A 15064-nucleotide genomic window follows, 5' to 3' on the forward strand; every position below is an offset into this window, starting at 1 on the left:
GCCCCTCGTCCTCGGCGAATCCCACGCCGAACGCAACCAGCGCCTCGCCCCCTACGCCCTCCTCACCACCGCCATCCTCACGGCCGCCCTGGCAGGCACCGCCCTCGTCCACCGCGACCGCCGCCGCCGGAAAATCCCGCGCGTCTAACCGGCCACCCCTGCCACGATCTCCCAATGAGCTATCCGTGGTACCCGGACGAACTGGCCCACGCCGGCCCCGAACACCTCGACCCCGCGTATGTCGCGGCGTTCGACCGCAAACAGGGCTACCCCGACCCGGCCGAGGACATCGAAGCCCTCCGCTCCAACGGCGTGGACGCCTCCGCCACGGTCATCGACATCGGCGCCGGCACCGGCCAGTTCTCCCTCGCCGCCGCCCGCGCCTTCGCCCACGTCGTCGCCGTGGACGTCTCCCCGGCCATGCTCGCCGTCATACGCCGGCGCGCCACCGACGCCGGCCTCACCAACATCACCTGCACCCAAGCGGGCTTCCTCACCTTCCCCCTCCCCACCTCACCTGCCGACGCGGTCCACACCCGCCACGCCCTCCACCAGCTCCCCGACTTCTGGAAGACCATCGCCCTGGACCGCATCGCCCGCACCCTCCGCCCGGGCGGCGTCCTGCGCCTGCGCGACCTGGTCTACGACCTCCACCCCACCCAGACCGAATCCGTCTTCACCGACTGGCTGGCAAACGCCCCCACCGACCCCGCCGACGGCTACACGGCCGACGACCTCGCCACCCACATCCGCACCGAGCACAGCACCTACCGCTGGCTCCTCGAACCAATGCTCACCACCGCGGGCTTCGACATCGCCGAGGCCACCTACCGCTCCCCGGTCTTCGGCGCCTACACCTGCGTCAAGCGCTGATGCCGCCGACACCGGTGTCACCGCCGCCTACTCGATGTCGAACTCCCCGTCCCGCGCCCCCAGCACGAACGCCTCCCACTCCGCGGCCGTGAAGCGCAGCACCGTGTCCGGATCCTTGGAGTTCCGCATCCCCACGGCCCCGCCCGGCAGGTACGCGATCTCGACCTTCTCGTCCTCCGGTCCGCCGGGCGCGCTGATCCACTCCACGCCCGAGATGTCCATGGAGTACAGCTCGTTCTTCTCCCGCTCCTTGCGGGCCGCGATCTCCTCCGGCGTCTCCGTCGTCGCCATCAACGCATGCTCCCTTCGATCAGACCGTCCACGAACGCCTGCCACGCATCGGCCGACACGGCGGCGTACGCCCTCTCACCGCGCTTCGAGTCCCGCACGGCGACCCCGCCGTCCCCGGCGGCGACCTCCACGCACTCACCACCCGTGTCACCGCTGTAGCTGGACCTACGCCACTCAAGCCTCGTCCCCGGACTCTTCTCCATAGCGCTCCTCCATGACGCGGGCGATCAACGCCGCCGAGCCCTCGATCGAGAGCGCGGCGGCCTGCAAGTGATCGTAACGCAGCGCACGGTCACGAATCTTGGCCGGATCCACGGTCGCCGTCCCCCCGTCGTAGTTCTCGTCATACGCCACATCCGGCATGTCCCCGAACCTGAGCAGCGTGAACGCCCCCATCAGCCCCGCGTGCACGCCCGCCGAGAACGGCAGCACCTGCACATTAACCAGATCGTTCTCCCGGAAGCCGAGCAGGTGCCCCAGCTGGCGCCGCATCACCGCCTTCCCGCCAATCTCCTGGTGGAGCACCGCCTCGCTGATGACCGCCCACACCACCGGCGGGTCCTCCCGCCGCAGGATCGCCTGCCGCTCGATCCGCGCCTCGACCCGCGCGTCCAGGTTCTGGCTGTGCATCGCGGCCAGCACGGCCCGCGCGTACTCCTCGGTCTGCAGCAGCCCGTGCACCAGATGCGTGTGCCACGAGTAGATCTCCGTGGCCTTCCGCTCCACGTTGGCCTGCTTCTGGAACCACTGCGGCAGCGCGCTCCGGCTGATCATCGGCCAGGTCCGCAGCAGGGCCCCGTTCGCCTCGACCGCCTGGTCCAGCATCTCGACCTGCTCGCGCTTCGGCATCAGCACGGCGTTCTCGAACTGCCCGATCTGCGACCCCGTGAGGAAGACGAGCCTGCCCGTCTCCTCCTGCGTCTGCCCCACCGCCTGGCGCAGCCGCCGCAGCTCCGATCCGAAGTACGCCAGGGGCGAGGCCCCGGGATCCAGCTCCCTCAAGTTCACCATGTGTGACTAACTGCCCACCCGAAGTCTCCCTCAACACAAAAACGCAGCTCTTTGGATTGAATCAGTAGCCCTCCGTAGCGTCGCCGCCGCAGCCTGGCCCCATGCACGACGAGCCGCCGGCCCCGGCCACCCCACACCTCTACCGCTTCGCCCTCACCTGCGGCGACCACTCACCCCGCCACGTACGCCGCATCCTCCGCGCGTACCTGCGCCTGTGGGAGCTGCCCCACCTCACCGACCCGGCCGAACTCGCCACCAGCGAGCTGCTGTCCAACGTCATCCGCCACGTCCCGGACCGCTGGTGCCGCGTCACGCTCCTCCGCCAGGCCACCGGCATCCGCATCGAGGTCACCGACCGCCACCCCGTCCTGCCCGAACCGCGCACCCCCGCCCTCTGGGACGAGTCCGGGCGCGGCCTGGCCCTCCTCGCCCAGCTCGCCGACGCCTGGGGCGTCACCCCGCTCCCCGGCGGCGGCGGGAAGACGGTCTGGCTTCGCCTCAAAGCATGAAGTCCGCGCCGATCACCAGCACGAACCCCGTCACCAGCACCCACATCCCCAGGCGCGTCCGCCCCCGCCGGCTCATCTCATACACCGACCCGGACAGCACGAACGCCGCCCCGTACAGGCCGATGGACTGCAGAGACGACCCATCACCGAGCCTGACGACGAGAACCACGGCCATGGCGACCATGGCCGCCGCCGCGATCGTCATCCGCAGCCGACGCGCCTGCCGTGGGGTGAGGCCCTCCTGAGTCGAAGTCACGGCAGCAGCATAAGCGTTCGGGCACCGTCCCGTTACGGCCCAGCGAAGACGCACGCTGTTTCAGCAACCATCCAGTAACCACCTTGCACCGGCCCGGGCTTGGCTGGTTACGATGGGTTTCGCCATGGGTGATGGTGGGGCTACGACCCGTTTCGGGAGCCCATGGCCCAGCCAGGGGAGGGCTGCAGGATGAACGACGACCCACGTCAGCCGGTGGGCCAGGGGGACCTTGTCGTCGAGGAGATGGTGCTCAGCGACTTCACCCGCGTGCTCGACGCACTCATGATCAAGCTCGGCGCCTCGGACGCCGCCGCGTCCGAACTCCGCGGCCTCGACGTCACCACCACCCAGGCCGGCGGCTCCATCGCCGAGGTCTCCGGCCTGACCTCGCGCTACTCCACGGTCCTTGACCGCCTCCGCACCCTGGCCCGCGTCCAGCGCCAGGCCGTCGATGCCCTCGGCATCGCCACCCTCATCTCCGAACGCGGCTACGAGGCCGTGGAGGAGGAGCAGGTAGCACGGCTGCGTTCGCTGATGTCGGGCTGGGAGGACATCTACGCCGCCCAGCCCGACTTCTCCGAGACCACGGGCGACGGGACTGTGGGCGGCGGGGGCGGCGCGCCCCAGACGGCCTTGTGATCGGCGCTGGAGACATCACGCAGGAACGAGACGACCACAACCAGGGAGGCGCGACACCATGAGCGAGTTCGAGCTCTACTCGCACGAACTGCTGGCGTCGTTAGTCCAGGACGGCAACCCGGAGGTGCTCTCGGACCGTGGCTACGCGCTGATGGACGCGGCCGAGGTGCTGGGCGTCATCGGCGCGGAGATCGCGGAGCGGATGCGGCGCGTGGCATGGGAGGGCGAGGCGGCCGAGGCGTTCCGCGCCTGGGGCCAGCACTTCGGCCAGGAGTCGAGCGTCCTGCGCGACTACGCCGACACCATCGGCGAGGCCATGATCACCGCCGGCACGGCCCTCCGCGAGGCCCAGACCACGATGCCGCCGCTGCCCGACTCCGTGACGAGCCCGGAGGCCAGGGCCACCCCGTTGGCCGAGATGCAGGCGGAATCCGACCGCCAGGAGGCAATCCGCGTCGTCGAGCGCTTGGCGTCCTACTACCGCGTCTCGACCGATCTCATGGGAAACGCGGAGGAGCCGCGTTTCGACGTGCTGCCGGTGGAGCTGCATGAGGACTGGAACGGGGGAGGTTCGGCAGGTTCAGGTGCTTGGGCTGCGTCGCCGCAGCCACATGCTGGGACGCAGCCTGGGACGGCGGCAGCGGGCACGATGCCCTCCAATCCTCAGGGGGGCGTACTTCCCGGGAGCGTTGGTGAGGGCGGTCAGCTCCGGCCCACTCCTGCAACGGAGGCGCCATCCGGGGAGGGCTGGGGTAGTGACGGCGTGGTAGGCACGACTCTTGATTCCGTCGGTGTGATTCCTCCTCAGGGAGTGGCTCCGGTCACACCGGACGGCGGCGGCGGACCACCGGCCCCGAGCCCACCGGTTAGCGGCGGAAGTGGTTTGACGGTTCCTCCCGGCACGCCGCCACCTGGCTTCGCTCCCGGCCGGCAACCCTTCTCGGGTCATGGCGCCGTACCCCCGCGTGAGACGACTCTCCGACCTGCTGTGCCGGGAGGCCAACCACCCGTGGGCGGGCGCCCCACCCCTCCCACCGCGGCTCCCCGGCCCGCAACGCCGGGTGGTCAGCCGCTCCCAGCGGGGCGCCCCATGGTGGGCGGTGGCACGGGTCAGCTGACGCCACGGAGTCCCGTCGGTGGCGGGAACGCTCAGGGGCCCACGGTCGGCCGACCGCCGATCGTAGGAGGTCGCGCCGTGCCACCCACGCCGCAGTCGCCCACTGTGAGACGGCCCCCGGCGATCACGGGGATCCCCGTCAGCGAGGGCGGAACGCCGGTGGCTGGACGCCCTCCCGTTGCTGGAGGCTCGGGGGCGGACACCAGCCGTGGTCGGTCGCGTCAGGGGTGGTGTCCGCAGGAGCAGAACGGGATCGTCGGCGGTATCCCGCGCCCGGTGGACGGCTCCAACAGCCAGGGTTCACGGATTCCGCAGGGCGGCGTCGTCCACACGGGCAGGCCGCCGGCGGAGCGTTCGCAAACGGGTCGTCCGGTCAGCGAAGGCGAGCAACCCCACAGCGGCATGAGCGGAAGAGACGGCTCAGTTGCCCAGGGCCGAAGCGCGCCTCGCTCGTCCGCTGACGGGTACGACGGATTGGTCATCACCGGCCGAACCTCCGCCTCGTCTGGCACAGAAGCCGGTGCGGGGACCTACGGGCAGGCAACGATGGACGGCCGCGCAGGCGAGAGCGGCCAGCAGCGCACCGAATTGCCCAAACCCCAGGGCGTTATCGGCTTGCCTGACCAACACCAAGGGCCGCAACGCAACACCGAGGACACACGGGGGAATATCGATGTCCAGCGGTCAGAGGGGGAGGGACAAACCTCATGACACGGCACTTCGCCCGCACTGTGGGATTGCTACTGGTCTCAAGCCTGTCGGTGGTGGCGGCCGCGACATCATCAGCCCAAGCCGACAGTCCACAGGATCCCTGGTACCTGGAGACCCTCCGGGCGGACGATATATGGGAGCAGGCGCGGGGAGAGGGGGTGACCGTCGCGGTGATCGACTCCGGCGTCGATGACTCGGTGTCCGAGTTGGAAGGCCAAGTCCTGGAGGGAACCGACCTGACGCTCAGTCCGGATGGGGCTCACATCGACGAGACAGGTCACGGGACCAGTATGGCGGCCCTGATTGCCGGCACAGGTCTGGGTGATGGAATCCAAGGACTCGCACCAGGCGTCCAGATTCTTCCCATTCGCGTCACCGCGAAGGACGGCGTAATTGACTTCGGATACGAACAGCGCATGGCAGACGCGATTGAATACGCAGTTGCCGAAGGAGCTCAGATCATCAGTATCTCTCAGGCATCACAGGTCGCCGGGGCGTCACGAGAGGAAGTAGAGGATGCTCTCGCTGAGGCTGCGCGTCAAGACGTACTGATCTTCGCAGCTTCCGGCAACCGAGGTGACATCGACAACTCGGCTGAGTTTCCATCAAAGCTTGATGGAGTGATCGGCGTTGGTGCCGTGGACAGCACGGGGGCCCGTGAGGACTATTCCACGCGAGGCCCTCACGTCGCGCTGGCCGGTCCCGCCAGCGATGCCCCCGGGCACTGCGAGTGGCCCGATCACGAAGTGTGCCTGATGTCAGGCGGGACCAGCAGCGCCACCGCCCTGGCCTCCGCGTCAGCCGCCCTGATTCGTTCAGCTCATCCGGACTGGACGAAGAACCAGGTCCTCCGCGTGATGATGGAAACCGCAGACGGCCCGGCGAACGGTGAGCGGAACGACGAGATCGGCTACGGCATGGTCCGCCCCGACCGCGTCATCCTCCACGGCGAGGGCGACCCCGGCGACCCCGACACCAACCCACTCTTCGCCTCTTTCGAGGCAACCCTGGATCCTCCACCAACCCCCGATCCCACTGAAGAAGAGGCATCAGTCCCCACCTCTGCTCCCAACCCGGACGGGGAACCCACAGCCGACCCCAGCGCGTCCCCAGCGACAGACAACCCCGCGGCGGCGGAAGCTTCCAGCGACTCCAACTCCGGCGCCTTCATCCTCTTCGGCCTTGCGGCAGCGGTATTGGCGGCCGGAGTTCTCACAGCACTCATCCTTCACCGCCGCAGCACGACGCGGCTGTGACAACACAGGAGCATCACTGACAAGGGAGGGCACAACATGTCCGAGGGAGCATCTGGCGGCGCGAGCGACCTCAGGGTCGAAGACGACCCGATCACGCGTCTCCTGGCCGACCTCGATCAGGCAGTCGAATACCTGCGGGGGGATCACTCGACGCTCACCGCGATGCTGTCCGATGTGACGGGCGGCTGGCAGGGCGCTGCAGCAGCGCAGTTCAACACCGGCCAGAGCGACGCGAACGTCAACCTCGACCGTCTCATCCAGGCGCTGTCGAATCTCCGCGAGCTGGTCCAAATGAGCAGGGACGGCTTCGCGGGCGAGGAAGAGGAACGCGCCGCCGAACTGAAGAACGTCACGTCTGACTTGCAGAACGTGAACACGGCCATCCTGAACATCTGACATCACAATCGAGGAGATCCCATGACTCTCAATGTCCGATATGGTGCGCTGGACCTCGGCGCCGAGCAGATCAGGACGGTAACGGGCAATCTTGTCGAGCGGCTGGAAACGCTGCAGACGAGCCTCCGGTCCGTCGCGGCCGGCTGGGACGGCGAGGCGATGCGAGCGTTCAACGTGAACATGAACGCCTTCACTCAGGAACTGGACAAGCTCCGCATCGTCCAGACCAACACGGGCACGTCTGTCAGCAACGCCCGCGCCTCCTACCAGAGCCAGGACCACCGGAACGCTTCCCGCATCATGGGAGCCTGATCAGCGTCAACTCCAACGTGTGCGGTGTAGTGGCGTTAGTAGTCCGCCTTTGCCACTACACCGCGCCATGCAGGAAGCATTAGGACTTGAATGGTGATCTATCCGAATTCACTGGCGAGCGCACGGAGGTGCTACGCGCCTCTTGGACCACCGAGGTGTGACAGCCCTGCTTGCTACCGTGGACGATCGGGCGGACACGCAGGGGGATGGTCGACATGGGCCTGACGGACGGCGGGTCGGCGGGGGCTCCGGAGATCCCCGACACACCGGGTGACGACGATCTGGTCGTGCACTCGGCGGAGCTGACGCCGATCGGGGACGAGGCGTACGAGCTGCGCACCGGGCTGAGAACGCAGCGCCAGACGGCCGGGCCGTCCAGCGCGGCGGCGAGCCGGGCGCTGCGCGACGGCGGCCTCGACAGCGGGGACGCGCTGACTACGGTGCGTGAGCGCTTCGTGGAGAAGGCCAATATGCTCGCCGACGCCTGCCAGTCGATCGAGGAGCACCTCGGCGTGACAATCTCCTCGCACGCCGCGCAGGAGGACGACATCGCGGCCGGGCTGCGGAACGCCTCTGCCAGTGCCGAAGCCAGTGGCCTGAGCCCGTCCCAGGTGCGCTTCATGGAGGCGTTCGGCATGACCCCGGAGGACTTCAACCGGCCGTCGGAGCAGCGGCCCGCCGCAGGGCTCAACCCGGCCATCATGGAGCTTGAGTGATGCCGACCTACCATGAGCTGATCGATCTTCGCGTCTCCGACCTCGACTCGGCGGTGGAGGACTGGAGGTCGACGTACCAGGGCCTGGACGACCTGGCCGAGCAGGCCCGGGACGGGATGAAGGCGAAGGCCGAGTCCGCCAACTGGCGCGGCGAAAACGCGGGCGTGACACGTGGGTACGTGGTCGCCGTCGCCGGGGACTTCCAGTTAGCCTTCGAGGAGGCGAGGGGCATCCACGGCGTGCTGTCGGATCTGCGGGACGCGCTGCGCTCATGCAAGCAGCGGCTGGAGACGCTGCGCGACGAGGCGCGGGAGACAGGGCTGGAGATCGGGTCCGACGGCAAGGTGACCGCCCCGCCGCAGGACCCCAATCAGCCGTCGCCGTCGCTGCAGGACCCCTTGTTGGCCGGGTTGCCGGACGAGAACCTCCGGCCGCCGGAGCGGCTGGCGGAGATCGAGGACCTGGAGGCCCAGATCGCCGCCATCCTCGCCGAGGCGGCGGAGTACGACACGGCGGCGAAACAGGCGCTGAACGACCTGGCGGGGCCGGACGGCACCGGATTCGTGGACGGCGCGTGGCGCGACCTGGACGAGGCGAGGGAGTGGTACGGCGAGCAGGACGCCCAGCTCGCGCTGGCCCTGATGACCGGCGGCCCCGCCGACATCACGGACAGGGACCTGGAGCGCCTCAACGAGCTGCTGACCGAGCACGCCCACAACGAGGCGTTCGCCACCTACCTGGCGACGGGGCTGGGGGCGAGGGGGACGCTGGAGTTCTGGGACCAGATGCTGAACCCGGGGCATCAGTTCGCGGCGGGCGAGGACCGGACTCAGCTGCTGACGGACCTGCAGTCCAACCTGGGCGCGACGCTGGGCCTGGCGACGCGGAGCGGAGATCCCGCGATGCAGGACTGGGAACGCAACATGATCGAGTTGGGCGACGAGCGGTTCGGGGACGAGTACGGCGACCCGAATTGGCAGCCGTACGGCTACCAGCTCATGAGCAGCCTGATGGGCACGGAGGCCGGGGATGCGACCGGCAAGTTCGGGAAGGACTTCCTGACGGACTACGGCAACGCGCTGCTGGAGTTCGAACAGGGAATGGACCCGCCCGGGTCGGAGTGGGAGACCGCCTACACCGGCACCTCGCCCACCGGTATGGGCAGCGACGCCTTCCGGCTGGACCCCATGACCGGATACATGGAGGCGCTCAGCCACAATCCGGCGGCGGCGACGCAGATCTTCTCCATGGGCGAGAACGCAGAGACCATGCAATACCTGCTGGTCGACCGCCAGGGAGAGCACGGCATCCTGCAGGGAGAGACAAGCGAGAGCTACACCACCGCTTCCCTCGACGCGACCGGCAACGCCCTGCTCGCGGCCACGACGGGCCTCAATCCTCACGACCTGTCGGCTGAGCCGGTCGGGGAGGACTGGAAGCACGACCAGCTGCGGAACGACGCGCTTTCCATCCTGGCCGAGACGGAGGACGACTTCCCGGAGGAACTGCGCAATCCGGTGTCAGCAATGCTGGTCAATCACGGGAGCGACTTCGTGGACACGATGACCCTCCCGTTGGACGAGCGCCCTATGGACAAGGGGGACCTGTACGACGTGGTCACACAGATCTCGCGGGGTGAGGAGTCATATGCCTTGCTGAACGAGGGGATGAACTACCATCTCACGGACTACATCACCAATCCGCAAAACAACCCCGGCGACACTCTCATCGGCACTGGAGAGACCATCGGCTTCCTCGAGGCGGCCCGCGTCGACGCGCTGGAAGCGGGAGCCGAGGAGGCCAGCGAGTCGGCGGGCGAAGGAGCGAACTGGACCAGCGCCGCGCTCGGGAGCGCGGTCGGCTTCATACCGGGCGGTGGCGGCATCTACGCCGCCGGAGCGGCCATCGGCGTGGACATGGTTATTGAGGGCTGGCTGCAGGACGAGCAGAGGATCATCGAGGAAGAACTCGAAGCAGACACGGAAAATCTCGCAGAACGCCGCGACGCACAACTGGGAGCGTTCACGGACTTGTGGTGGCGCCAGAATGCCGAATGGGGAGAATCTGCTCCGGGCTACCAGACGGAGATTCAAGTACTGGACAATCTGAAAGACAGCGTAAACAACGGCAAGAATCTCTAGAGGATCATCGCAATGCTCACTCGCCGCGCCCCGAGCGTCGCACTCCCTGCCACCTTGTCACTTGCCTCAATTCTTCTCCTCTCCTGCGGAAGCGAAGAAGAGCGTAACTACTCCTTGCCTGAAAAGATCTGCGGGGTGGAAATCGACTCGCAGACCCTTGAGCCATTTCTCAGGACTGGCGACACCTTCGAAACGGAGCGAATCAGGGACTTCTCACCTCCCGGAGAGTGCCAGGTCCTGATCGACTCGAAGCGGAACGTCAGATTCGAAGTGGTACCGTACGGCGCGTACTTCAGGAATCCAATGGACTGGGCGCGGGAGAACACATTCTCAGACCCCCGCAGCGTGGACGTTGAGGCAGAGGGTGTGGTGTATTCCTCGGGCGGCGGCGCAACCTTCCGATGTCACGAGGAAGAACGGCAGGACCACAGCGAAACGCTGATGGTACAGGTCGGCTTGGTTGGGTCCGACACCCTCGATGACCAAGACGAGCGCATGGACCGCCTCGAAGACCTCCTCCGCTCATACGTCGTCGGCATACGCGAGCTCTACGAGTGCGAGGTGCCAGCATCATCCTCGTGAAATCTCGCCTGCCGCCGTTGCGGCCCGCGAGGTACGAAGCCGGGCATTGAGCTACGGTTGCGTCACGCCGCAGGCGCTGGCCGCCTCGACGATCGGCTGGAGGTATGTCGTGCCACTGGAAGAAACTCTCCAGAGAGCCGACGAGGCGAACGTGGCCACCCCGACGCATTTCCAGTACGGCGAGCGTTGATTGGCCAATGCCAGATAGAGGCAGCGCCCATGCGAACTCCCCAGCCGTAGCAGGTCGTTACTCCTCCGGCACCCAGCCGAGCTGGAAGAGCGGCGTACTCCGCCTGCGTGTAGCGAAGACCGCGCGTCCAGGCGGAAGGGGGCGCGCCCTGGTGTTGTGGAGGATGTCCCCCTCCTTCGGATCACCAGAGAGGAGAATTCCCTGGGCGCCCAGGTCGCGGAGGCGCTGAATGAAGGGGTCGAAGAGCGCGCGGGAGATGCCCGCCGCGTTGCGAGCGACGATGAAGCTGATGCCCACGTCGCGGGCGTAGGCCAGGTGCGGGATGAGGACGCTGAACGCGTTCTTCGAGACGGTCGATACCAGGTCGTGGTCGTCGATGAAGACGAAGGCGCGAGCGCCCTGCCACCAACTGCGGGCGCGGAGTTCCTGGATGGTGATGTCCTCACGAGGTGCACGACGTTCGAAGAGGCCGCCGATGGAGGCCATGTCCGTCGCGAACTTCGGCTCCGTGGACGCGTAGCTTGAGACATATTCCGCCGGAGCCGTCATGAGCGAGCGGCGGAAATCGGTGACGACGAAGCGAGCCTGGTCGGGGGCGTAGCGCTCGGTGAGCTGTTTCATGATGAGACGGAGTGCGGCAGATTTCCCGGATTCGCTCTCGCCGACCACGAGCAGGAACGGGTCCCTGTCGAAATCGACGAAGACGGGCTGCAGATCTGATTCGCCGATGCCGATCGCGATCGCGTGGTCGGATGGGGCCGGGCCATTCGGCAGCTCCTGGACGGGGACGAGAGAGGGCAGCGTGCGGATCTGAGGAGCATCCGGGCCCGACCAGTGCTGGCGAACGGTGTGAATCAGGTGGACCGTACCCTGGGCCAGGTCATCCGACCGGGGTGAGCCGTCCAGGCGCGGGAGAGCCGACATCCAGTGCAGCTTGTCCGGCGTTTGACCCCGCCCAGGGAGTTCGGCCGGGACGGCGGCCGCGACCCGTCGATCGAACTCCGAGTCCAGCGTGTCACCGAGGCGGAGCTCCAGGCGGGTCGTGAGCTGGTCCCGAAGGGCGGGGCGCAGCTCCATGTAGCGCGCGGCGGTGACGATCAGATGGACCCCATACCCCAGGCCCCTGGCCGCGAGGTCGGCGATGACGGGTTCAAGGGACATGTCGTAGTCCTGCTTGAACGCCCCCCAGCCGTCGATCAGGAGGAAGACGTCGCCCCACTGCTCGTCCGGCAGCTGGCCGGAGTTGCGCAGGCGGCGGTAGGTCGGCATGGAGTCGATGTTGTGCTGGCGGAAGAACTCCTCGCGGCGGGACAGGACGCCCGCGACCTCGCCGATGGCGCGGCGGATGCGGTCGGGGTCGAGGCGGGAGGCGATGCCGCCGACGTGGGGGAGGTCGGCGATGGCCGACAGGCCGCCGCCGCCGAAGTCGAGGCCGTAGAACTGCACTTCGCGCGGGGTGTGGGTCAGGGCGAAGGAGGCCACCAGGGTACGAAGAAGGGTGGACTTGCCGGACTGTGGGCCGCCGACGATGAGCATGTGGCCGCCGGCGGCGGAGAAGTCGCGGACGAGCGGCTCGCGGCGTTGTTCGAAGGGCTTGTCGACCAGGCCGAGGGGGATGGCGAGGGCGCCGGAGCGGCCGGGGGCCTGGAGGCCGCGGTCCGGCATCGCGCGGAGTCCCGGCAGGAGCTGGTCCAGCGTGGACGGGGCGTCCAGCGGTGGGAGCCAGACCTGGTGGGCGGCCGGGCCTTGGCCCTCCAGGCGGCGGACGATCACGTCCAGGACGGTGTCAGCCAGGGCGTCGTCCGGGGGTGGGGGAGAGCCGGGCGTGTCGGCGCGAGGGGTGGTGACGCTCGGCAGTGGGACCGGGGCGGCGGTGAAGAGGACCGGTCGGCGGGCCGCAGGCACGGGGGCCGTGGGTGCGGTGGGTCGGGCGGAGGGCTCGCGGTAGGGGCCCGAGACGTACGCGGCCTTGAAGCGGGTCATCACGTCCGTGCCGGACTTCAGGATGCCGGAGCCCGGGATCTGCGGGAGGTGATAGGCGTCGGGGCTGCCGATGGCGGTGCGCGACTCGGCGGCTGAGAACGTGCGCAGGCCGATGCGGTACGAGAGGTACGTGTCCAGGCCCTTCAGTCGGCCCTCCTCCAGGCGCTGGGAGGCGAGCAGCAGGTGCACGCCCAGCGAGCGGCCGATGCGGCCGATCTGGATGAACATGTCGATGAAGTCCGGCATGGCGGAGAGGAGTTCCGAGAACTCGTCGATGACCAGGACGAGGGAGGGGAGGGGGGCCAGTGGGGCGCCGGCGGCGCGGGCCTTCTCGTAGTCGGTCAGGTTGGCGTAGTTTCCGGCGGCGCGCAGGAGCTCCTGGCGGCGCTGGAGCTCGCCGCGGATGGAGTCACCCATTCGGTCCACGAGGGTGAGGTCGTCGGCGAGGTTGGTGATGACCGCAGAGACGTGGGGGAGCGTGGCCATGCCGGCGAAGGTGGCGCCGCCCTTGAAGTCGGCCAGGACGAAGTTCAGCGTCTCCGAAGTGTGGGTCACGGCCAGGCCCAGGACGAGGGTGCGCAGCAGCTCCGACTTGCCGGAGCCCGTCGCGCCCACGCACAGGCCGTGCGGGCCCATGCCCTCCTGTGCCGCCTCCTTCAGGTCCAGCATCACGGGCTGGCCGTCTTCATCGACGCCGATGGGGACACGCAGCCGCTCCCCGGCGGAGCGCGGCCGCCAGGTGTGCTCCACGTCCACCGTGGCCGGATCGCCCAGCCCCAGCAGGTCCGCGAAGTCGAGGTTGGCCAGCAGCGGCTCGCTCTCGTCCGTGCTGCCGCCCATGCGCAGCGGGGCGAGCTGGCGCGCCAGGGCCTCCGCCGAGGGGAGTGACAGCACGTCCGGTGTGCCCTCGTACGCCACGCCGCCGGGTGCCTGGAGGCGCAGGGAACCGGGGTGGCAGATCACGGACAGGCCCGGCCCTGGCGCCTCCGGGGAGCCGGGCTCGCCGGGGGCGAGGTCGATCACGGTGACGCCCTGCAGGCCCTCGGGGGAGGCGAAGGCCGAGTCCGGTGGTATGCGACCGTGGCCGCCGTCGAGCAGTAGTACGACGTGCGGACGGTCCAGCACCGGGCGGCCGTCCGCCGCGAAACGGCCCCGCCCCACGAGGCCGTCCGCCAGCTCCCGCTCGACCTCCGGGACGCTCCGGCCGATCAGCCGCCGCGTGCCCGCGCCGTCGAGCGAGGCGAGCTGGGTGTGGGGGAGCCACTTGGTCCAGCCCCAGCGGTCGTTGGACGCGACCACCGCCACCGTCAGGTCCTCGGGGGAGTGCAGGGCGACCAGCGAGGCGAGCATCGCGCGCGCCACACCGTGGACCGTCTCGGCGTCCCCGAGGAGCGTTATCCGGTGGAAGCCGCGCAGTGACACCGCCATCGGCAGGTCGGGCACCGTGCCGTGCGTGTCCAGAAAACGCCGCAGCGCCCCGGCGGTCAGCGGCTCCAGCTCGTCGACGGGCGCCGCCTGCGGCTCCACCAGCGGCGTGGCCAGCTGGTGGGCGCCCCGCCCCAGCCGCGCCTGCCCGAAGTCCGGGTCGGCCGGGCGGCGTTCCCACACCCGGCTGCCCTCGGCCACTAACGCCCACAGCTGGTCGGGCGCCGGGTGCAGGAACAGTTGCGCGTCGCGCTGCGCCCGCGCCGTGGCGCGCACTTCGTCGCGCACCCGGGCGAGGTACTTCAGGTAGTCGCGGCGTATGCCCGCCATCTGCCCCTGGGTGCCGCGCCGGAACCGCACCACCATCGCCACGACCATCCCGATCGTGGAGACCATCATCAGCATCCCCATGATGCGCATGAAGGGATGCGCGCCCGGCATGAAGAAGAAGACGACCGACGAGCCCATGCCGAGCATCGGCACGACCTGCATCAGGACGCCCTCCTGCGGCCCCTTGGGCAGCTCGGGCGGCGGCCGCAACGGCACGGCCTCGCCGGGCACTTGCCTGGGCAAGGCCCGTGGCGGACGCTTCAGAACGATCTGGCTCACCGGTACGCACCCCCCGCGTTCGATCCGCGTAGCGGACACTCCGGATC

The 15064-nt window shown here is 68.6% G+C and carries 14 protein-coding genes; 9 read left to right on the forward strand and 5 right to left on the reverse strand.

What is annotated here, in order from left to right:
• Positions 1–174 precede the first annotated feature (174 nt).
• On the forward strand, positions 175–873 hold the full coding sequence (locus tag ACTWQH_RS30485) for a class I SAM-dependent methyltransferase (RefSeq protein ID WP_443290034.1): 699 nt from the start codon (positions 175–177) through the stop codon (positions 871–873).
• Between the two features lie 27 nt (positions 874–900).
• On the opposite strand, the gene ACTWQH_RS30490 is transcribed toward ACTWQH_RS30485, so the two are convergent.
• From ACTWQH_RS30490 to ACTWQH_RS30500, 3 genes are read right to left on the reverse strand one after another with little or no spacing between them, the layout of a single operon-like run.
• Positions 901–1164 (reverse strand): DUF397 domain-containing protein, encoded by a 264-nt coding sequence (locus tag ACTWQH_RS30490; RefSeq protein ID WP_443290035.1) that lies wholly within the window; start codon positions 1162–1164, stop codon positions 901–903.
• A complete protein-coding gene (locus ACTWQH_RS30495; RefSeq protein ID WP_443290036.1) occupies positions 1164–1367 on the reverse strand; it encodes a DUF397 domain-containing protein in 204 nt (67 codons plus the stop codon). The genes ACTWQH_RS30490 and ACTWQH_RS30495 overlap by 1 nt, the downstream gene beginning before the upstream one ends.
• Positions 1339–2175: a helix-turn-helix domain-containing protein gene (locus ACTWQH_RS30500; RefSeq protein WP_443290037.1), complete on the reverse strand. Its 837-nt coding sequence runs from the start codon at positions 2173–2175 to the stop codon at positions 1339–1341. The genes ACTWQH_RS30495 and ACTWQH_RS30500 overlap by 29 nt, the downstream gene beginning before the upstream one ends.
• 101 nt (positions 2176–2276) lie before the next feature.
• Between ACTWQH_RS30500 and ACTWQH_RS30505 the strand changes: the two genes are divergently transcribed.
• Entirely contained in the window at positions 2277–2684 is a 408-nt protein-coding gene (locus ACTWQH_RS30505) for an ATP-binding protein (protein WP_443290038.1), read from the forward strand.
• Here the strand turns inward: ACTWQH_RS30505 and ACTWQH_RS30510 are convergent.
• Complete coding sequence (locus tag ACTWQH_RS30510) at positions 2674–2940, reverse strand: hypothetical protein (protein ID WP_443290039.1); 267 nt, start codon at positions 2938–2940, stop codon at positions 2674–2676. The two genes, ACTWQH_RS30505 and ACTWQH_RS30510, sit on opposite strands and share 11 nt — an antisense overlap.
• 189 nt (positions 2941–3129) lie before the next feature.
• Here ACTWQH_RS30510 and ACTWQH_RS30515 point away from each other — a divergent pair, with 189 nt between their 5' ends.
• The 7 genes from ACTWQH_RS30515 to ACTWQH_RS30545 all read left to right on the forward strand — a co-directional run bounded on the left by ACTWQH_RS30515 (position 3130) and on the right by ACTWQH_RS30545 (position 10810).
• Entirely contained in the window at positions 3130–3579 is a 450-nt protein-coding gene (locus tag ACTWQH_RS30515; protein WP_443290040.1) for a hypothetical protein, read from the forward strand.
• A gap of 1824 nt (positions 3580–5403) precedes the next feature.
• The gene (locus ACTWQH_RS30520) at positions 5404–6663 is read left to right on the forward strand and encodes a S8 family serine peptidase (RefSeq protein WP_443290041.1); all 1260 of its coding nucleotides are present in this window, start codon (positions 5404–5406) and stop codon (positions 6661–6663) included.
• Positions 6664–6699: 36 nt separating this feature from the next.
• Complete coding sequence (locus tag ACTWQH_RS30525) at positions 6700–7059, forward strand: WXG100 family type VII secretion target (RefSeq protein ID WP_443290042.1); 360 nt, start codon at positions 6700–6702, stop codon at positions 7057–7059.
• Positions 7060–7080: 21 nt separating this feature from the next.
• On the forward strand, positions 7081–7371 hold the full coding sequence (locus ACTWQH_RS30530; RefSeq protein WP_443290043.1) for a WXG100 family type VII secretion target: 291 nt from the start codon (positions 7081–7083) through the stop codon (positions 7369–7371).
• A 215-nt stretch (positions 7372–7586) separates the two neighbouring features.
• On the forward strand, positions 7587–8087 hold the full coding sequence (locus ACTWQH_RS30535) for a hypothetical protein (RefSeq protein ID WP_443290044.1): 501 nt from the start codon (positions 7587–7589) through the stop codon (positions 8085–8087).
• Positions 8084–10228 carry a hypothetical protein gene (locus tag ACTWQH_RS30540; protein WP_443290045.1) on the forward strand — a complete coding sequence of 715 codons (2145 nt, stop codon included), beginning with the start codon at positions 8084–8086 and terminating at the stop codon, positions 10226–10228. The genes ACTWQH_RS30535 and ACTWQH_RS30540 overlap by 4 nt, the downstream gene beginning before the upstream one ends.
• A gap of 12 nt (positions 10229–10240) precedes the next feature.
• Positions 10241–10810 (forward strand): hypothetical protein, encoded by a 570-nt coding sequence (locus ACTWQH_RS30545; protein ID WP_443290046.1) that lies wholly within the window; start codon positions 10241–10243, stop codon positions 10808–10810.
• A 247-nt stretch (positions 10811–11057) separates the two neighbouring features.
• Here the strand turns inward: ACTWQH_RS30545 and eccCa are convergent, their stop codons facing one another.
• Positions 11058–15017 carry a type VII secretion protein EccCa gene (eccCa, locus tag ACTWQH_RS30550; RefSeq protein WP_443290047.1) on the reverse strand — a complete coding sequence of 1320 codons (3960 nt, stop codon included), beginning with the start codon at positions 15015–15017 and terminating at the stop codon, positions 11058–11060.
• Positions 15018–15064 lie beyond the last annotated feature (47 nt).

Origin of the sequence: Streptomyces sp. 6N223 (assembly GCF_052246635.1) — a bacterium.
In the GTDB taxonomy this organism is placed as follows: domain Bacteria; phylum Actinomycetota; class Actinomycetes; order Streptomycetales; family Streptomycetaceae; genus Streptomyces.